This window comes from Micromonospora sp. NBC_00860 (assembly GCF_045207375.1).
Lineage (GTDB): Bacteria > Actinomycetota > Actinomycetes > Mycobacteriales > Micromonosporaceae > Micromonospora > Micromonospora vinacea.
In genome coordinates this window covers 6,986,595-7,006,137 of the sequence record NZ_CP108825.1, presented here as the reverse complement: position 1 = coordinate 7,006,137, position 19,543 = coordinate 6,986,595, and the positions used below count along the sequence as shown (strand labels likewise).

General features: G+C 70.5%; 15 protein-coding genes. 7 read left to right on the top strand and 8 right to left on the bottom strand.

Annotated features, from left to right (window positions below):
- The first annotated feature begins 79 nt into the window (after positions 1-79).
- Positions 80-2,698 (top strand): valine--tRNA ligase, encoded by a 2,619-nt coding sequence (valS, locus tag OH804_RS32435; protein WP_406061422.1) that lies wholly within the window; start codon positions 80-82, stop codon positions 2,696-2,698.
- A gap of 44 nt (positions 2,699-2,742) precedes the next feature.
- Here the strand turns inward: valS and OH804_RS32430 are convergent, their stop codons facing one another.
- The 5 genes from OH804_RS32430 to OH804_RS32410 all read right to left on the bottom strand — a co-directional run bounded on the left by OH804_RS32430 (position 2,743) and on the right by OH804_RS32410 (position 7,081).
- Positions 2,743-3,387: a hypothetical protein gene (locus OH804_RS32430; protein WP_196919714.1), complete on the bottom strand. Its 645-nt coding sequence runs from the start codon at positions 3,385-3,387 to the stop codon at positions 2,743-2,745.
- 258 nt (positions 3,388-3,645) lie between these two features.
- On the bottom strand, positions 3,646-4,356 hold the full coding sequence (locus tag OH804_RS32425) for an ABC transporter permease subunit (protein ID WP_406061420.1): 711 nt from the start codon (positions 4,354-4,356) through the stop codon (positions 3,646-3,648).
- A 1-nt stretch (position 4,357) separates the two neighbouring features.
- Positions 4,358-5,269 (bottom strand): ABC transporter ATP-binding protein, encoded by a 912-nt coding sequence (locus OH804_RS32420; protein WP_196919716.1) that lies wholly within the window; start codon positions 5,267-5,269, stop codon positions 4,358-4,360.
- Positions 5,269-6,174 (bottom strand): ABC transporter permease, encoded by a 906-nt coding sequence (locus tag OH804_RS32415; RefSeq protein WP_196919717.1) that lies wholly within the window; start codon positions 6,172-6,174, stop codon positions 5,269-5,271. The genes OH804_RS32420 and OH804_RS32415 overlap by 1 nt, the downstream gene beginning before the upstream one ends.
- Positions 6,167-7,081 carry an ABC transporter ATP-binding protein gene (locus tag OH804_RS32410; protein ID WP_196919718.1) on the bottom strand — a complete coding sequence of 305 codons (915 nt, stop codon included), beginning with the start codon at positions 7,079-7,081 and terminating at the stop codon, positions 6,167-6,169. Before OH804_RS32410 ends, OH804_RS32415 begins: the two co-directional genes overlap by 8 nt.
- 224 nt (positions 7,082-7,305) lie before the next feature.
- Here OH804_RS32410 and OH804_RS32405 point away from each other — a divergent pair, with 224 nt between their 5' ends.
- The 4 genes from OH804_RS32405 to galT all read left to right on the top strand — a co-directional run bounded on the left by OH804_RS32405 (position 7,306) and on the right by galT (position 12,460).
- Positions 7,306-8,835: a glycosyltransferase family 2 protein gene (locus OH804_RS32405; RefSeq protein WP_406061417.1), complete on the top strand. Its 1,530-nt coding sequence runs from the start codon at positions 7,306-7,308 to the stop codon at positions 8,833-8,835.
- Positions 8,836-8,923: 88 nt separating this feature from the next.
- Entirely contained in the window at positions 8,924-10,453 is a 1,530-nt protein-coding gene (gene cysC, locus OH804_RS32400; protein ID WP_196919719.1) for an adenylyl-sulfate kinase, read from the top strand.
- Between the two features lie 111 nt (positions 10,454-10,564).
- A complete protein-coding gene (locus OH804_RS32395; protein ID WP_112583761.1) occupies positions 10,565-11,371 on the top strand; it encodes a DeoR/GlpR family DNA-binding transcription regulator in 807 nt (268 codons plus the stop codon).
- 12 nt (positions 11,372-11,383) lie between these two features.
- A complete protein-coding gene (gene galT, locus OH804_RS32390) occupies positions 11,384-12,460 on the top strand; it encodes a galactose-1-phosphate uridylyltransferase (RefSeq protein WP_406061414.1) in 1,077 nt (358 codons plus the stop codon).
- A gap of 552 nt (positions 12,461-13,012) precedes the next feature.
- Here the strand turns inward: galT and OH804_RS32385 are convergent.
- Positions 13,013-14,230, bottom strand: a complete 1,218-nt coding sequence (locus OH804_RS32385; protein ID WP_124773753.1) for an NADP-dependent isocitrate dehydrogenase — start codon at positions 14,228-14,230, stop codon at positions 13,013-13,015.
- Positions 14,231-14,367: 137 nt separating this feature from the next.
- Here OH804_RS32385 and OH804_RS32380 point away from each other — a divergent pair, with 137 nt between their 5' ends.
- The gene (locus OH804_RS32380) at positions 14,368-15,183 is read left to right on the top strand and encodes an MBL fold metallo-hydrolase (RefSeq protein WP_406061412.1); all 816 of its coding nucleotides are present in this window, start codon (positions 14,368-14,370) and stop codon (positions 15,181-15,183) included.
- A 144-nt stretch (positions 15,184-15,327) separates the two neighbouring features.
- Here OH804_RS32380 and OH804_RS32375 read toward each other — a convergent pair whose 3' ends face one another.
- The gene (locus OH804_RS32375; protein WP_112583765.1) at positions 15,328-16,278 is read right to left on the bottom strand and encodes a malate dehydrogenase; all 951 of its coding nucleotides are present in this window, start codon (positions 16,276-16,278) and stop codon (positions 15,328-15,330) included.
- A gap of 161 nt (positions 16,279-16,439) precedes the next feature.
- Positions 16,440-17,300, bottom strand: coding sequence for a bifunctional methylenetetrahydrofolate dehydrogenase/methenyltetrahydrofolate cyclohydrolase (locus OH804_RS32370; protein ID WP_238644677.1), 861 nt, complete (start codon positions 17,298-17,300; stop codon positions 16,440-16,442).
- Between the two features lie 460 nt (positions 17,301-17,760).
- On the opposite strand from OH804_RS32370, the gene OH804_RS32365 reads away from it, so the two are divergent.
- The gene (locus OH804_RS32365) at positions 17,761-19,362 is read left to right on the top strand and encodes an ABC transporter substrate-binding protein (RefSeq protein WP_406061409.1); all 1,602 of its coding nucleotides are present in this window, start codon (positions 17,761-17,763) and stop codon (positions 19,360-19,362) included.
- Positions 19,363-19,543 lie beyond the last annotated feature (181 nt).

Here is a 19,543-nt window from a genome sequence, read left to right as displayed (position 1 = left end):
TCGTGGCCGATCGCCGACGGCCGGTGTGTTCGGCCGCAACTACGTCGCCCCGCACCCGGCAGGTGCCTACGATCGCAGGATGACCGATACGGCGAGGACGGCCCGCGCCGGCGTTCCCGAGCGTCCCACCCTGGACGGGCTCGAGGAGAGCTGGGCACGCCGCTGGCAGGAGGAAGGCACGTACGCGTTCGACCGCGCCAAGGCGCGCACCGACGTGTTCTCGATCGACACCCCACCGCCGACCGTATCGGGCGAGTTGCACATGGGGCACGTCTTCTCGTACACGCACACCGACACCACGGCCCGGTACCAGCGGATGCGCGGCAAGGCCGTCTTCTACCCAATGGGCTGGGACGACAACGGCCTGCCCACCGAGCGTCGGGCGCAGAACGTGTACGGGGTGCGGTGCGACCCGGCACTGCCGTACGACCCGGTGTGGCGGCCACCGGCGGCTCCGGTCAACGACGCGGCCCGACGCGACCCCACCCCGATCTCCCGGCGCAACTTCATCGAGCTGTGCGAACGGTTGACGGTCACCGACGAACAGGCCTTCGAGGCGCTGTGGCGGCGTCTCGGGCTCTCGGTGGACTGGTCCCTGACGTACACGACGATCGGCCGGATGGCCCGGACCACCAGCCAACGGGCGTTCGTCCGCAACCTGCGCCGCGGCGAGGCGTACCAGTCGGAGGCGCCGACCCTCTGGGACGTCGGCTTCTCCACGGCGGTCGCCCAGGCGGAGTTGGAGGACCGGGAGCGCCCCGGCGCCTACCACCGGCTGCGGTTCGTCGCGGCCGACGGACGTGACGTGCTCATCGACACCACCCGGCCCGAACTGTTGCCGGCCTGTGTGGCGCTGGTCTGTCACCCCGACGACGAGCGGTACGCCGACCTGGTGGGCGGCACCGTGCGCAGCCCGCTGTTCGACGTCGAGGTTCCGGTGTACGCCCATCCCCTCGCCGAGCCCGGCAAGGGCACCGGTGTCGCGATGGTCTGCACGTTCGGTGACCTGACCGACGTGACCTGGTGGCGGGAGCTGGGGCTGGACACCCGGGTGGTGATCGGCCGGGACGGCCGGCTGCTCCCCGAGCCGCCGGACGGGGTGCCGGCACAGCCGTACGCGGCACTGGCCGGGCAGACCGTCAACGGTGCCCGGCGGGAGATCGTCGGGATGCTGACCGACGCGGGTGACCTGATCGGCGAGCCGCGCCCGATCACCCACCCGGTGAAGTTCTACGAACGCGGCGACCGGCCACTGGAGATCGTCTCGACTCGACAGTGGTATCTGCGCAACGGCGGCCGGGACGAGGCGCTGCGGGCCACGCTGCTGGCCCGGGGCGAGCAGTTGCACTGGGTGCCGGCGCACATGAAACACCGCTACGACAACTGGGTGGGCGGCCTGAACGGCGACTGGCTGGTCAGCCGTCAACGCTTCTTCGGGGTGCCGGTGCCGGTGTGGTACCGGCTCGACGACACTGGCGAGCCGGACTGGTCCCACCCTCTCACGCCGGACGAGTCCGCGCTGCCGGTCGATCCATCCAGCGATCCGGCGCCTGGGTACGACGAGTCGCAGCGCGGCCGGCCGGGTGGCTTCATCGGCGACCCGGACGTGCTCGACACCTGGGCCACCTCGTCGCTGACTCCGCAGATCGTCGGTGGCTGGGAGACCGACCCGGACCTGTTCGCCCGGGTCTTCCCGATGGACCTCCGCCCGCAGGGGCAGGAGATCATCCGGACCTGGCTCTTCGACAGCGTGGTCCGTTCGCACTTCGAGCACGGTGTGCTGCCCTGGCGGGACACAGTGCTCTCCGGCTGGATCCTCGACCCCGACCACAAGAAGATGGCCAAGTCCAAGGGGAACGTGGTCACCCCGCTGGCCCTGCTGGAGCAGCACGGCTCGGACGCGGTGCGCTACTGGGCGGCCAGCGGCAAGCCCGGCATGGACCTGGCCTTCGACCCGGCGCAGATCAAGGTTGGCCGGAGACTCGCCACCAAACTGCTCAACGCGTCCAAGTTCGCGCTCGGGCTGGGCGCGGTCGACGCGCTGCGCGCCCCGTACGACAACTCCAGCTCGGCGCGTCTGACGCCACGCCGCGACCTGGAGCTGTCGGCCACCACCCCACTGGACCGGGCCATGCTCGCCGAGCTGGCCACCGTGGTCACCGCCGCGAGCGCCGCCTTCGACTCGTACGACCACACGGCGGCGTTGCAGGTGACCGAGGCGTTCTTCTGGCGGTTCTGCGACGACTACATCGAGCTGGTCAAGGAGCGCGCCTACGGCACCGGCGCGGGCGCCGACTCCGCCCGGGCGGCGTTGGCCTCGGCGCTCTCGGTGCAGCTGCGGTTGTTCGCACCGGTGCTGCCGTACGTGACCGAGGAGGTCTGGTCGTGGTGGCGGTACGGCTCGGTGCACCAGGCGCCGTGGCCCACCACGTACGAGGTGGCCCGGACGATCGAGGGGTCGGGTGAGCCGGCGCTGCTGCGGCTCGCCGGTGAGGCGCTCAGCCAGGTGCGACGAGCCAAGTCGGAGCGGAAGCTGTCGATGAAGGCGGAGGTGCCGTTGGCCGAGGCGCTCGGCCCGGCGGCGCTGCTGGAGCAGCTCACGCTGGTCGCCGACGACCTACGGGCGGCGGGCCGGATCGGCAAACTCGACCTGCTCCCGGACCGTACCCCGGAGCTGGTCATCGCCTGCGCCTTCTGACCCGGGCCCGCCGCCGCCTGCTCGGGCGGCGGCGGGCCGGCGGGTCACCAACCGCGCAGGAAGCGCAGCCCGAGCAGGAACGCGATCACGGAGGGCCCCACCAGCAGGGTGATCGCCTGGAGGCGGTACGGCATCCGGTGTCGGGTCAACTCCCCCGCGTTGCCCAGCACGATGGCCCCGGCCAGCATCAGGAACGCGCCCCACCAACCGGTCTCCAGGTCGATCAGCTCCACCCGGATCAGTTGCAGGGTCAGGCCGAGCAGCGCCCCGGTCAGCGCGAGCAGGGCCACCGCCCGGTGCAGGCCGCGGGCCAGCGGGTGGGCCGCCCGCCAGCCGTAGGTGCCGGCGACCGCCAGGCAGGGCAGCACCACCATCAGCGGCCAACCCCGCCCCATCACCCCGAACATCAGCAGCGCGCCCACCGCGAAGACCATCGTGCCGACGCAGGCGAGCATGTACCCGGCGAAGGCCCGGCCCCCGCCGCGGGCCAGCAACGGGCCGCCGCTGGCCGCGATCAACGCGGCCGGGATCAGGATGAACACCGCCCACCAGTGGAACTGGCCGGTGCCCTGAGCCGCCGTGGCGACAGTGGCACAGGCCAGACCGGCGACGGCCAGGCTGGTCAGCCACGGCCGGCTGCTCCGGGAGTATGGCTCAGCCAACGACGTCCGCTCCGCTTCGACGCTCACGCCCTTCAGCCTGGCCCGATGTGGCCCGACCGGTCCATCCGGCCAGCCCTACCGCCGCGCGGGGGCTGGCCGGAACAGCGGCCAGGGCGTGTGTCAAAGCCTCGGTCGAGCCGAGGCGGAGTCCAGGCGGCGGTCCGGGAAGGCGGAAATCGGCCCGGATACCGGTGTTGTATCCGGGCCGATTTCCAACGCGGCCGGTCGTCGCCTGGGCCCGCCGCAGGCCGGCCAGGGGCTTTGACACACGCCCTAGCACCGCCGTCAGCTCGTCTCGCCCGCCACGCTGAACGAGCGCAGGCGGTCGATGGCGAGCACTGTGAAGCCCACGCTGACCAGCGCGGTCATCACCGACGCCACCGGCACCGACACGCTGGTCTCCAGCAGCCCGGTGGGGGCGAGCCGGTCGGCGAGAGCGATCACGTACTGCTGGATGGAGAGCACCTTGGTGCCGCTGACGAAGTTGCCCAGCAGCCCCTCCCAGATCAGCACGTAGACCAGGCCGAGCAGCACCGGCCGCCTGGTGACCAGGCTGAGCGCGAGGAACAACGCCGAGTACGCCAACGCGCCGAGCGCCGCCGCGACAGCCAGTGCCAGACCGAGGCGTACCGAATCGGCGAGCACGCCCGCGACGTAGAGCGGCACCGCGACGGTGACCGCGGTGACCCCGGCGGCGACCGCGAGCTTCGGCAGCACGATCTGCCAGCGCGGCAGCGGCTTGGTCAGGATGTGCACCACGGTGCCGTCGTCGATCTCGGCACCCAGCACCCCCGTGCCGATGATCAGCGCGACCACCGGCAGCACCACGGCCAGCCCGAGGCCGACCAGCACCGGCGGCCCCCACTCGCCCGGGTCCACGCCCAGCGACCGGCAGAGCACGGCCAGCCCGAGCAGCACCAACGGCAACGGGAGCAGCAGCAGGAACCGACGCCGGCCGAACAGCCCGCGTGCGGTGATCCAGGTAATTGTCGACATGTCAGGCCTCCACCAGGTAGGAGAAGACGCTCTCCAGAGACTCGTCGGACGGCACCAGCTGGCGCACCCGGATGCCTTGCTTGAGCGCGATCCGGGGTAGCGCCCGGGTGAAGGCGCCGTAGTCACCGGCCCGCACGGTCAGGCCGGTCGGGTCCAACTCGACCCCACTGACCGACGGCTCGGCGATCAGCGCGACGGCCAAGGCCCTGTCGTTCGTCGACCGCACCGCGAACACGTGCGGGCGGTTGGTCATCAACCGGCGGATGGTCCGGAAGTCGCCGGAGGCCGCCAACCGGCCGGCCACCATCACCTGCACCGTCCCGGAGACCTGCTCGACCTCCTCCAGGATGTGCGAGCTGAACAGGATCGTCCGACCGGCGTCGCCCAGGGTGTGCAGGAGCTGCATCATGTGCAGCCGCTGGCGTGGGTCCATTCCGTTGAACGGCTCGTCGAGCAGCAGCACCTGCGGGTCGTGCACCAACGCGGCGGCAACCCTGGCCCGCTGCCGCATGCCCTTGGAGTACGTGCCGATCCGGCGGTCCTGCGCCGACTCCAGCTCCACCAGATCGATCGCCCGCCGGGCCGCCGCCGCCGGGTCGGCCAGCCGGTGCAGCTTCGCGCTGGCCAGCACGAACTCGTACGCGGTGAGGAAACCCTGCACCGCCTCCCGTTCACTGACCAGCCCCAGCCGCCGGTAGACGTCGGGGTTACGCCAGGTCGGCTCGTCGTCGAGGGTGACAGTGCCGCGCGACGGGGCGAGGAACCCGGCCATCATGTGCAGCAGCGTGGTCTTGCCGGCGCCGTTCGGGCCGAGCAGCCCCGTCACGCCCGGCCCCAGGGCCATGCTGATGTCGTTGACAGCGACCACGTTGCCGTACCACCGGGACACCCCGGTCAGGCTCAGCGTGCTCATCAGGAGGCGACCTTCCGGTAGCGGGCCAGCAGGAGGGCGGTCGCGCCAGCGACCAACAGCACCGCGGCCAGGGCGTAGACCGGGCCGAACCCGCCGATCATCATCTCGCCCGGATCGCCCTCGACCAGCAGGTCACCCAGCGACCAGATGCCCACCCCCTGCACCAGCGTGGAGGGCGAGGCGAGCCCGGCCAGCTCGTTGGCGGCGCGCGACGGCAGGATGCTCAGCACCCCGACGATCGGGGTGGTCATCAGGAAGACCGCCACCACCCCACCGGCGGCGAAGGCGCGCTTGCCGGTCAGCGAGGCGACCAGCAGCCCGACCGAGGCGAAGACCACAGCCCACAGCCCGGCGTAGAGCAGCCCGGGCAGCAGGTCGAGCAGCTCGTTCCACACCCCGCGCATGCCCTGCTTGGTGGTGAAGGCGGCACCCAGGAACATCAGCAGCTGCGGCCCGCCGAGCAGCAACCAGAGGGCGGTGACCAGCGCCAGCAGCTTGGCAAGCGCGTAGTCGGTGCGCGGCAGCGGCCGGGAGAAGTACAGCGGCAGCACACCGCTGCGCAGGTCCCGGGAGACCAGCTCCGGAGCGACGACAGCGACGAAGAAGATGACAAGCCAGCTCATCGCGTCGGCGAACTGGGCGTACGTGGCGACTGGCTCGCCGATCTGGCTGCGTACCGCGGCCAGGGCCACCGCGACCAGCGAGACGATGCCGACCACCAGCCACGGGAAGATCTTGGCCTTGGCGCTGCGCCCGAAGCCGAACGCGGTGCGCAGACCGTGCAGGTAGAGCGCGCCGAAGACCTGTCGGCGGCCCAGCCGCGGACCCTTGTAGCGCTGGTAGCCGATGTCGTGGATGACGCCGGTCGGCGCGGGGCGCACGGCGGCTGCGGTCGGCTCAGGCATGGGTGAGCTCCCTCGTGGCGAAGAGTTCGGCCACCCGGTGCCGGCGCTGGTCCAGTCGGTGCAGTGGCAGGTCCAGTTCGGCGACCGCACCGAGGATCAGGTCGTAGGTGCCGTCGTCGGCGAGCGGCACGAGGAGCAGTCGCCCGTCCCGGGCGACCGGCAGTTTCAGCTCGGCGAGCCGGGCGGCGAGTTCCTCGGTGCCTTCGCTGACCTCCACGGCGAGCACGTCGGTGGCCGAGGTCATCGCGGAGATGTTGTCGGCGCGCAGCAGTTTGCCGCCGTCGATGGCGATCAGCGTGTCGCAGATCCGCTCCACCTCGCCGAGCAGGTGCGAACAGACCAGCACGGAGATGCCGAACTCGGTGCCGATCCGGTGCACCAGCGCCAGCATGGCGTCGCGGCCGGCCGGGTCCAGGCCGTTGGTCGGCTCGTCCAGCAGCAGCAGGTCGGGGTCGTGCACCAGCGCCTGGGCCAGCTTGACGCGCTGCTTCATGCCGGTGGAGTAGCCACCGACCGGGCGGTAGCGCTCCTCATAGAGCCCCACGTGCCGCAGCGCCTCCGAGGCCCGCTCACGGGCCGCGGTGCGGGGCAGACCGCTCATCCGGCCGAGGTGGGTGACCAGCTCGGCGGCGGACAGGTCCGGGGGGAGGCAGTCGTGCTCCGGCATGTAGCCGACCCGGTTGCGGACGGCCGCCGGGTCCGCGGTCGGGTCGATGCCGAGCACCGAGACCTGCCCGCTGGTTGGTGCGATCAGGCCGAGCAGAATCTTGATCAACGTGGATTTTCCGGCGCCGTTCGCGCCCACCAGGCCGATGATCCCGGGCTCGACGGCGACGGTGAGGTCGGCCAGCGCGGTGACCCGACCTCCGTACGTCTTGGTGAGCGACTGGGTCGCGATCAGTGTCACGAGCCCAGCGTAGGGAGTCGATGCCCAGCCCGGACACCGGCACGCCCCCGGCGCTCCCCTGATCCTTTTCCGGCCGGACCCCTAAGGTCCCCACCCGGGGCTCCGGCGACGTTTCCGCCGGTCCTGCGTTCGGCCCGACCCCGCCTCGGGAAAGACGGATCCGGGGTGGCACCATTCACCTCCCGTTCACCAGACATCGACCTGACTGGTGATCGACTGACGACGTGGGAGGGATCCTGAAAGCCAAGGTGGGCGTCCCCAAGGTGAGCGTCGTGGTGCCGGCGTACAACTGCGGCCCGCACATCGAGAAGCTCGTCGCCTCGCTGCTGCGGCAGTCACTGCCCGCTGACGAGTTCGAGGCGATCTTCGTCGACGACGGCTCGACAGACGGCACAGCCAAGCGACTGGACCGGCTGGCCGCCGAGCACCCACACATCCGGGTGCTGCACATCGAGAACTCCGGGTGGCCGTCGCGTCCGCGAAACCTCGGCATCGAGCACGCCCAGGGCGAGTACGTCTTCTTCGCCGACGACGACGACTGGTTCGCCGACGAGGCGCTGGAGCGGCTCCACGCCTGCGCGACGACGAACGACGCCGACATCGTGGTCGGGAAGATGGCCGGGTACGGGCGCCCCGTGCCGCGGGAGCTGTTCCGGAAGAACCGCTTCGACGCCACGCTTGCCAACTCCCCTCTGATCGACAGCCTGACCTGCCACAAGCTGTTCCGGCGGTCGTTCCTCAACGAGCACGGTCTGCGGTTCCCGGAGGGCGGCAAGCGTCGGCTGGAGGACCACTCGCTGGTCGTCCGCGCCTACTTCCTGTCCCGGCGCACCTCGGTGCTGTCCGACTACACCTGCTACCACCACGTCCACCGGGGCGACGGGCGTAACGTCACCGCCGGCGAGATGGACCCGTCGAGCTACTTCGCCAGCGTGCGGGAGGCGCTGGACGTGGTCGACGCCCACACCGAGCCGGGTCCGCTGCGGGACCGGCTGCACCGGCGCTGGCTGCGCAACGAGATGCTCAGCCGGCTGCGCGGCAAGCGGCTGCTGGAAGCCCCCGAGGCCTGGCTGGACCAGGTCGCGCTGGAAACCCAGAAGATCATCCAGGACCGCTTCGCCAGTGGCGTCGCCGCCGGGCTGCCGCCCCTGCTCCGCGCCGTGGCGTACCTCGCCGAGCGGGGCCGCGTCGCGGACCTGCGTCGGCTCGCCCGCTGGGAGGCGGGCATCGCCGCACACGGCCGGATCGACGAACTCCAGCACACTGACCACGCCGTCACGGTGACCGTCGCCGCCGAGCTGCGTTCCGCGGACCAGCCGGTGGGCTTCCGCGCCGACGATGGCCGCGACGTGCTGATGCTCCCGATGGAGGAGATCGCCCCCGAGGTGCTGGACGCCACCGCGCAGGTGCGCAAGGCCCGCCTGGACCTGGTGGCCCGCCATCGGGAGACCGGCGGCGAGATCTTCCTGCCGATGACCTTCCAGACCGAACGGATCACCAGCGGGACCGGAGCGGACATCGTGCACCTGGTGCACCGGGCCACCGCCACTATCGACTTCGCCGCCCTCAACGGTGGCCGGACCAGGGGCAGCTGGATGCTCAAGGCCCGGATCTCCAACGTGGGCTGGACCGAGGACGCGCGGCTGCCGCTGGTGTTCATCTGCCGGGCCGACGGCTCGCGACCCCGGATCCGCGACGAGCGGAAGGTGTGGAACCGGGTGCGGTCGGCGGTAGGCCGGCGGATCAAGCGCTGATCCGCCCGCCCGGGTCGTGGAGTGGCGCCCTCGACCGATCGGCGGTCGGCTGCGAAACTGTGTGCCGGTCAGCGAGTGGGGGGTGTGGATGAGCAACGGCTGGGTGCTGCCCGACGAGGTGCTACGGGACGCACCGGCGTACACGCCACGTCCCGGTGAGCTCGCGGATCTGGAGCTGCTACTGACCGGCGCGTACGCCCCTCTGACTGGCTTCATGACCCGCGCTGACCTGGTCTCGGTCAGCCGACGCGGCCGGCTGGCCGACGGCACACCGTGGCAGGTCGCTGTCGTCCTCCAGGTGCCGGCGACACTGGCGCAGAGCTTCGATCCGCGCGACCCGGCCCGCCGGGCGCTCGTGTTGACCGACGGGGAGGGCGCCCCGGCAGCCGCCCTGGACGTGGCCGACGTCTGGCCGGTACGCGAGGGCGTGGCGGGGGTCGGCGGTCAGGTCCGGCGGTTGGGCGACGGTGGGCACGGTCCGTTCCAGCGGCTGCGCCGCAACCCGGAGGAGGTCCGCGCGCTACTGCCCCCGGGCCGGGTGCTCGGGGTGATCGCCGATCGGCCGCTGCATCGTCCGCAGCTCGCGCAGATCGCCCATGCCGCCCGCACCCTGGCCGCGCACCTGCTCGTGATGATCCCGGTCGGTGAGGGTGGCGCCGACGGGCTCCCGCCGGAGGCGCTGGTCCGTACGATCTTCGCCGCGCGGGACCGGATGCCGCCCGCCACCCTGGTCGCGGTGCCTCTGTCGCACCGCCGCGAGGAGATCAGTGACGCGTTGCTGCGCGCCCGGGTCTCCGCCGCGTACGGGGTCACCCACCTGCTCTCCACCGGGGAGATGCTCTCCGGAGCCGGGCTGCGGGTGCTGGTGCCGCGCGAGCTCGCGTACGACAACCGGGACGGGCAGTGGCGCTGGCGGGAGGACATCCCGCCGCGCAATCGCCGGCTCGCGCTGACCCAGCCGGAGATCGACGACCTGCTGGACAGGGGCTTCCCGCTACCGGAGTGGCACACCCCGCCCGCAGTGGCGCGGGAGTTGGCCCGGGCCCGGCCGCCACGTCGGCAGCGCGGGCTGGTGGTCTTCCTGACCGGCCTCTCCGGCTCCGGCAAGTCGACGATCGCCCGAGGCCTGGCGGACGCGTTACGGGAGAGCGGCGACCGCACTGTGACCCTGCTCGACGGGGACGTGGTGCGCCGGGAGCTCTCCGCCGGTCTGGGCTTCAGCAAGGCCGACCGGGATCTCAACGTACGGCGGATCGGCTGGGTGGCCGCCGAGATCGCCCGGCACCGTGGGGTGGGCATCTGCTGCCCGATCGCCCCGTACGCGGCGGCCCGGGCCACCGCCCGGGAGATGGCTCTCGCCGCCGGGGCGGGTTTCGTGCTCGTGCACGTGGCCACCCCGCTCGAGGTGTGCGAGCGGCGCGACCGCAAGGGCCTGTACGCGCGGGCGCGGGCCGGCCTGCTCACCGGGATGACCGGCATCGACGACCCGTACGAGGAGCCGACCGACGCCGATCTGGTGCTCGACACCACCGACCTGAGCGTGGCGGACGCGGTGCAGGCCGTGCTGCACCATCTGACCGAGACCGGTTGGGTGGAGCTGAAGATCGCCACCGCCTGAGGCGTCGCCGTACCCGTTTCTTCCACAGCTGACCCGCACGCGCTAGTGTTCATCTTTGTTGGAACACGTTTGACCGCGTGAGGTACGTGGACGTCCGGGGAGGCACGGCTGATGCTCGCTCAGCAGCGGCAGGCGGCCATCCTGGAGCGGGTCCGCTCGACCGGTGGGGTCCGGGTCAGCGAGCTGGCAGGCGAGTTCGGCGTGTCCGACATGACCATCCGGCGTGACCTGGACGCGCTGCACGAGCGCGGCCTGCTGGCCAAGGTGCACGGCGGTGCCACCACAACCGGGCCGAGCTCGACCGACGAGCCGGGTTTCCACGCCAAGTCGGTCCGCCAACTTCCGGAGAAGGCCGCCATCGCCGACCGGGCGGCCCAGCTGGTCCGGCCGGGAGCGGCGATCGCGCTCTCCGCCGGCACCACCACCGCCGAACTGGCCCGCCGACTGGTGGACGTGCCCGAGCTGACAGTCGTCACCAACTCGCTGCCGGTCGCCGAGATCATGCACGCCGGCGGCCGCCCGGACCAGACGGTGGTGCTCACCGGCGGCGTACGCACACCGTCGGACGCGCTGGTCGGTCCACTCGCGGTCGGGGCCGTCCGGTCACTGCACCTTGATCTGCTCTTCCTGGGCGTCCACGGCATCACCGAGCGGGCCGGCTTCACCACCCCGAACCTGATGGAGGCGGAGACCGATCGGGCGCTCGTGGCCGCGGCGGACCAACTGGTGGTGCTCGCCGACCACACCAAGTGGGGCACTGTGGGCATCTCCTCGATCGTCGCGTTGGCGGCGGCCCACGTACTGGTCAGCGACGACCGGTTGCCTCCACCCGCACGACGGGTACTCGGCGAGCAGGTGGGCGAACTGATCATGGTGAAGGCGAGGGGCGGGCCGCGTGACGCGCACGCCGACAACTGAGGGGACGGCGCCGTGAAGCGCACCGCGATCGACCTGGCCGACGGCCGGGAGCTGATCTACTTCGACGAGCGCGACGACGCGGTCCGCGACCAGCCGGACCGCCGGGACCTGCCGCCGCCTCCCCCTGCGTCGCAGCTGCGCTACGACCCGTTGACCGACGAGTGGGTGGCGGTCGCCGTGCACCGGCAGACCCGCACCTTCCTCCCGCCGGCGAACGAGTGCCCCCTCGACCCGTCGGTGGGCGACCGGCTGACCGAGATCCCCGCACCCGACTACGACGTGGTGGTCTTCGAGAACCGGTTCCCCTCACTCAGCGGGCGGGTGGCCGAGGAGCCCGGCGAGATCACCCCGTTCACACCGGTCCGGCCGGGCCTCGGCCGGTGCGAGGTGGTCTGCTTCACCTCCGACCACAACGCCTCCTTCGCCAGCCTGCCGCCACGCCGGGTCCGCACCGTGCTGGACGCGCTCGCCGACCGCACCGAGGTGCTGGGCGCGCTGCCCGGCGTCGAGCAGATCTTCTGCTTCGAGAACCGGGGTGTCGAGATCGGCGTGACGCTGCACCATCCGCACGGGCAGATCTACGCGTACCCCTTCGTGACACCGCGCACCCGCGCGCTTCTGGCCGCGGCGCGCCGGCACGCCGAACGGACCGGCGGGGGCAACCTGTACGCGGACGTGCTGGCCGCCGAGCGCGCCACCGGTGACCGGGTGGTCGCCGAGAACGAACACTGGACGGCGTTCGTCCCGGCGGCAGCGCGCTGGCCGTTCGAGGTGCACGTCGCGCCACACCGCGTGGTGCCGGACATCCCGGCGCTCAGCGACAGTGAGCGGGACGCCTTCGGGCCGCTCTACCTGGATCTGCTGCGCCGCTTCGACGGCCTGTTCGACATGCCGATGCCGTACATCTCGGCCTGGCACCAGGCGCCCGTGCGGATCGACCGCGAGCTGGGCCACCTGCACCTTCAGCTGTTCAGCATCCGGCGTGCCCAGGACAAGCTGAAGTACCTGGCGGGCTCCGAGTCCGGGATGGGCGTCTTCATCAACGACATCGCTCCGGAACGCGCCGCCGACCTGCTGCGTGCCGCCTGAACGCCCCGGCCGCCAACCTCGTACGCCAGCTCGACGACCTCCCACCCCACTTGGCAGGAAGCGTGATGTCTGTGAGTCATCGTGATGACTTACAGACATCACGCTCTCTGGAGTGTCCGCCGGCCGGCACCGTCGTGCTCTGCACCAACCTGGCCTCGGGGAATGGTCTCGGCGGCCGAGGCCAATCCCCGCTCGGCCGCCGCGGGGGACACGGGCCATGGCGGCGTCGCCCAGGGCCAAGACGGCATCAGCCCTGCTGTGCGTGTGGCTTGAGCTTGGCGGGAAACAGGGCGCGGGGGGCCCGGGACAGGGCCCCCCGCAGGGAAGGGACGGCTGGCTGTGCACGGCACAGCCGGGAAGGCTGGCTGATCGGCGCACGGGTGCCGCGGGTCGACCGTGGTCAACCTTCCTTGGACGCGACTGGCATCTCGTCCATCCTGGTCAACGAGGCGCGCCGGCCGCAGTGACGCCGCCCGGCGCGGCGACGCCGGACACGCCGAAGCCCGCCGGCAGGGATGTGCCGGCGGGCTCCGATGACGCGGTACGCCTGGATCAGGCAGCGATCTTGCGGGCCAGGTTCTCGTCGAGCGCGTTCATGAACTCGTCGGTGGTCAGCCACGGGGCATCGCGCGAGATGAGCAGCGCGAGGTCCTTGGTCATCTGGCCGCCCTCGACGGTGTCGACGATGACCTGCTCCAGGGTGTTGGCGAACTCGGTGACCGCCGGGGTGCCGTCCAGCTTGCCCCGGTGGGCCAGGCCCCGGGTCCAGGCGTAGATCGACGCGATCGGGTTGGTCGAGGTCTTCTCGCCCTTCTGGTACTGCCGGTAGTGCCGGGTGACAGTGCCGTGGGCGGCCTCGGCCTCGACGGTCCGGCCGTCCGGGGAGAGCAGGACGGAGGTCATCAGACCCAGCGAGCCGAAGCCCTGCGCGACGGTGTCGGACTGCACGTCACCGTCGTAGTTCTTGCAGGCCCAGACGTAGCCGCCCTCCCACTTGAGCGCGGCGGCGACCATGTCGTCGATGAGCCGGTGCTCGTAGGTGATGCCGGCAGCGGCGAACTCGGCCTTGAACTCGGTCTCGAACACCTCGGCGAAGATGTCCTTGAACCGGCCGTCGTACGCCTTGAGGATGGTGTTCTTGGTGGACAGGTAGACCGGGTAGTTGCGGTCGAGCCCGTACCGGAACGACGCCCGGGCGAAGTCCCGGATCGACTCGTCGTAGTTGTACATGCCCATGGCGATGCCGCCGCCGGGGAAGTTGGCGACCTCCATCTCCATCGGCGCGCCGCCGTCGGCCGGGGTGTAGGTGATGGTCACCGTGCCCGGGCCGGGGACGACGAAGTCGGTGGCCTTGTACTGGTCACCGTGGGCGTGCCGGCCGATGATGATCGGCTTGGTCCAGCCGGGGACCAGCCGCGGCACGTTGGACATGATGATCGGCTCACGGAAGACGACGCCGCCGAGGATGTTGCGGATGGTGCCGTTGGGCGACCGCCACATCTTCTTCAGGCCGAACTCCTCGACCCGGGCTTCGTCCGGGGTGATGGTCGCGCACTTGACGCCGACGCCGTGCTCCTTGATGGCGTTGGCGGCGTCGATCGTGACCTGGTCGTCGGTCTCGTCGCGGTGCTGGATCGACAGGTCGTAGTAGTGCAGGTCGACGTCGAGGTAGGGCAGGATCAGCTGCTCCCGGATCTGCTTCCAGATGATCCGGGTCATCTCGTCGCCGTCGAGTTCTACGACCGGGTTGTTTACCTTGATCTTCGCCATCGGCCGGCGCTCCTCTCGGGGGACACGTGCTCAAGCAGTACGAGCGTACTGCAATTGGGCCGGCAGCCCCCAGCCGGCCTCGACCGGCCGGCGGAACCGGGCTGCGCGGAACAGGAATGCCCTGGAATCATCGTCCGATGCCACTGAACCGCACCCTCGGGTCTATCACGGTCACCGCACTCACCGACGGTGAGGGTGCCTTCTTCCAGCCCCGCGCGGAAGCGTTTCCGCAGGCCACAGCGGCGCAATGGGCGGAGGCCGACCGGCGCGACCCCGGCTCGGTGACCGCCGACGGGCAGTGGTGGCTGCCGTTTCGCAGCTTCGCGATCCGCGCCGGCGACGGGCCGGTCACGCTTGTCGACACCGGGATCGGCCCCGCCGACGCGCCCGCAGCGAGCTGGGCACCCGTGCCCGGCCGGATGCCCGCCGAGTTGGCCGCCGCGGGCATCGACCCGGCCGATGTCGACACGGTAGTGCTGACCCACCTGCACAGCGACCACATCGGCTGGGCGGTCACCGGCACACCCGGGCGGCCGTACTTCCCGAACGCGACCTACCTGGTGCAGCGCGCCGAACTCGACGCGGCCGAGACGCTCAACCCCGGCTTACCGGCCGGCCTGGTCGCACCCTTGCGCGCCGCCGGCCAGCTCCGGGTGGTCGACGGCGAAACCGCCCTGACCCCGGCGGTACGGCTGCTGCCCACCCCTGGCCACACCCCCGGTCACCAGTCGGTTCTCCTGACCTCGGCCGACGAACGGATGCTGCTCACCGGCGACCTGCTGGTGCACATGGTGCAGCTCGTCGACCCCGACCTGGCGTACGCCCACGAGGAGGACCCGGAACTCGCCCGCACCTCCCGGCGAACCGCCCTGCACACGCACTCCCCCACCATCCTGGCCACCCCCCACCTGGGCACCCCCTTCACCCCGCCTCCCCGCCCCCGAGTCGGTTGATCATGAGGTTGACGGGGTTTTCGATCTCCATCACTGCCGCCAACCTCATGATCAACCGCGGATAGGGGGTGGGGCCCCGGGGGACGGGGAAGGGCCCGCCGGGTTTGCCGGCGGGCCCTTCGGGTCGTTCTGGTTCGGGGGGGACTACATGCTGGAGATGTCGCCCTGCTTCGCGCGGACGGCCTCGGCGGCCTCCAGGAGGCTGGCGCGCTCGTCGGCGTCCAGGTCGGTCTCGACGACCCGCTTGACGCCCTCGGCGCCGATCTCGGCCTCGACGCCCAGGTAGACGCCGGAGATGCCGTACTCGCCGTCGACCCAGGCGCAGACCGGCATGACCTCGCCGGAGTCCTCCGCGACGGCCTTCGCCATCCGCGCCGCGGCGGCGGACGGGGCGTAGTAGGCCGAACCGGTCTTGAGCAGCGCGACCACCTCGGCGCCACCGTTGCGGGTCTTGACGACCAGCTCCTCGATCTGCTCGGCCGGCATCGCGTCGCGCAGCGGCTTGCCGTTGACGGTGCTCTTCGACGGCACCGGGACCATGGTGTCGCCGTGCGAACCCAGGGTCAGCGTGCGTACCGACGCGACGGGCACGTTCAGCGCCTCGGCGACGAAGTTGCTGAACCGGGCGGTGTCCAGCATGCCGGCCTGGCCGAGCACCCGGTTCTTCGGGAACTGGGTGGCGAGCTGGGCCAGCGCGGTCATCTCGTCCAGCGGGTTGGAGACCACGATGACGACGGCGTTCGGAGCGTACTTGGCGACGTTCTCGGCGACCTGGCGGACGATCTTGGCGTTGGTCTCCAGCAGGTCCATCCGGCTCATGCCGGGCTTGCGCGGCAGACCAGCGGTGATCACGACGACGTCGGAGCCCTCGATGCTCTCGTAGCCCTCACCGTTGGGGCCGGTGGTCACGCCGACGACCTTGGTCTCGAAGCCCTCGATGGCCCGGGACTGGTTGAGGTCGAGCGCGAGGCCCGCGGGCTTGCCCTCCACGATGTCGGTGATCACTACGGTGTCGAAGACGTCGTACTCGGCCAGGCGCTGTGCGGTGGTGGAGCCGTAGAAGCCAGCCCCGACGACAGTGACCTTCTTACCCATGGTCGTCCCACTCCCTGATACCAGTCGGTTTTCCGGACCGTATCAGTCATCCTGGCACCGATCGGGCCAGGGGCGGCGGCCATCGCCGGGATGGGGCGAACGTCACCGCCGTCCTGGTTCGGTACCGCCCGACGCTGGGTCGGCGCCGTCCGACGTGCGGGTCAGCCGCGCTCGGCGCGCTCCACGACGTTGGTGAGCAGCATTGCCCGGGTCATCGGGCCCACGCCGCCGGGCATGGGGACCAGCGCGCCGGCCGTCTCGGCCACCTCCGGGTCCACGTCGCCGGTGTAGCGGCCCTTGCCGTCCGCGCCGATCACGCGGGTGATGCCGACGTCCACCACCACCGCACCCGGGTTGATCATGTCGGCGGTGAGCAGACCCGGTACGCCGGCCGCGACGATGACGATGTCGGCGGCGCGGGTGTGCGAGGCGAGGTCGAGGGTGCCGGTGTGGCAGAGGGTGACAGTGGCGTTCTCGCTGCGCCTGGTGAGCAGCAGGCCGAGCGGTCGACCGACGGTGTTGCCGCGGCCGACCACGGCGACGGTGGCGCCGCGCAACGCCACGTCGTGCCGGCGGAGCAACTCGACGATGCCGCGTGGGGTGCACGGCAGCGGACCGTCGTAGCCGAGCACGAGTCGGCCCAGGTTGACCGGGTGCAGGCCGTCGGCGTCCTTGTCCGGGTCGATCAACTCCAGCACCCGCTGGGTGTCGAGGTGGGCCGGCAGTGGCAGCTGGACGATGTAGCCGTGGCACGCCGGGTCGGCGTTCAGCTCGGCCAGCACGTCGTCGACCTGCTGCTGGGTGGCGTCGGCCGGCAGTTCGCGGCGGATCGAGGCGATGCCCACCTCGGCGCAGTCGCGGTGCTTGCCGTTGACGTACGCCTGGCTGCCCGGGTCCGCCCCGACGAGGACCGTGCCGAGCCCCGGGATGATGCCGCGTTCCGCGAGTGCCTTGACCCGGATGCGCAGCTCGTCCTTGATCTCCGCTGCGGTTGCCTTGCCGTCCAGAAGCGTCGCCGTCACGACCAGATCGTCTCACGGCCGGTACCCGCGGTTCAGACGACCTCGCTCGGGCCGTCCGCCACATCCGGGATGCGCCGGCCATCGGGCCGACGGGCGAGTGACCGTGTGTGACGTGTCGCTCGTCACTCTCGGTCACAATCTGTGGATTCGATCACTGTCGAACCAGACGGAACGGTAGTCCCCGACGAAGACCGGATCTTCACCCCAGCTGGCGTCGAGCCAACCCAGGCGGGCCCAACCAACTCGTCAACTCTCCGACTTTTCGCAGGCCATCGCCGATAAACCCGTTTTCGGCTAGCAGCTTTTTCGGCCCCTGACAAGGGAGGCAACCCCGGACCGTTACCCACCCGCAACCGCGTCGTTGTCGAAGGCCCGCCGCCGACCTACCGTTACCGCTTGTTGCGCAGCGTAAACCCAGCGTCGGGCCTGACTGCGCAGCGTGAGGAGATGAGGAGGCTCAATGCGAGTTCGTAGACTCGCCGCCTGGACCGCCCTCCCGCTCGCGGTGACGCTGGGCCTCGCGGCCTGCGGCAGCGGCGGAGACGGTGGATCCGGCGGCAGCGACAGTTCGGCGGTCAGCATCCAGATCGCCGAGCCGAAGCACCTGGTTCCCACAAACACCACCGAGACGTCCGGGTCGCAGGTGCTCGCCGGCCTGTTCAGCCCGCTCGTCGACTACGACGCCCAGAACAAGCCGTACGAGGTCGCCGCGCAGTCGATCACCTCGTCCGACAACAAGGTCTGGACGATCAAGCTCAAGGACGGCTTCACCTTCCACAACGGTGAGAAGGTCACGTCCGAGGACTACATCAACGCGTGGAACTATGGCGCGTACGCCCCGAACGGCCAGGACAGCAACTTCTTCTTCGAGAAGATCGCTGGCTACGCCGACCTGCAGGGCAAGGCGCCGAAGGCCAAGGAGATGTCCGGCCTGAAGAAGGTCGACGACCTCACCTTCACCGCGACGCTGTCCGAGCCGTACATCGACTTCAAGACGACGCTGGGCTACAACGCGTTCTACCCGATGCCGGACGCCGCGTTCTCGGCTCCGGGCGTGCTCAAGGACTCCTACGAGCAGGCGCCGATCGGGCAGGGTCCCTTCAAGATGAAGGGCACCTGGCAGCACGACAGCAAGATCGACGTCGAGCGCTACGACGCGTACCCGGGCGAGAAGCCCAAGGTCAAGAACATCGAGTTCCGGATCTACCAGCAGCTCACCGCGGCCTACGCGGACGTCCTGGCGGACAACCTGGACGTGCTGCCCACGATCCCGACCGAGAGCCTGAGCACCGCGCCGACCGACCTGGGTGACCGGTACAGGACCAGCCCGATGTCGTCGTTCCAGTTCCTGGCGTTCCCGACGTTCGACAAGGACTACAGCAACCCGGACGTGCGCAAGGCCATCTCGATGGCGATCGACCGTGACGAGATCACCAAGTCGGTCTTCAAGGGCTCGCAGACGTCGGCGCGTTCCTTCGTCTCGCCGGTCCTGCCGGGCTACCGGGAGAACACCGCTGGCAAGGCCGGCGAGTTCAACCCGACCGAGGCCAAGAAGCTCTACCAGGCCGCCGGTGGCCCGTCGAAGATCGTCATCTCGTACAACGGCGATGGCGGGCACAAGGACTGGGTCGACGCCACTGTCAACCAGCTCAAGGCCAACCTGGGCGTGGACGCGGTCGGCTCGGCCGAGCCGAAGTTCGCCGACCTGCTGACCAAGGTCGAGAAGAAGACGCCGGTGGGTGCGTTCCGGATGGGTTGGGTCATGGACTACCCGACCATGGAGGACTACCTCGGCCCGCTGTACAGCACGAACGGCTCGTCGAACTACTACGGCTACAGCAACCCGGAGTTCGACAAGCTGGTCAAGGAGGGTTCCGCCGCCAAGACGCAGGACGAGGCGATCGCCAAGTACCAGCAGGCGGAGGACATCCTGGCCAAGGACATGCCGGTGATCCCGCTCCGCTTCGGCGAGAACGTGTTCGGCCACTCGTCCAAGGTCAAGAACGTGGAGATGGACCTGTTCCAGCGGGTCAACCTCGTCAAGATCGAAGCAGCCAGCTGAGCTGAGCATGGTGTGGGCCACCCGGGCGACGAAGCCCGGGTGGCCCGGACCGCACCACCGGGGCCGGGCCGCAGCAGCGGACCCGGCGTCGGTGGTGCCGGCTCCCCCGGGCCGGACGGCGCGTCTCGGATATTTCGGGTACGACCAGAGATGCCGTCCTGCGACCCTTTCGCACATTTCC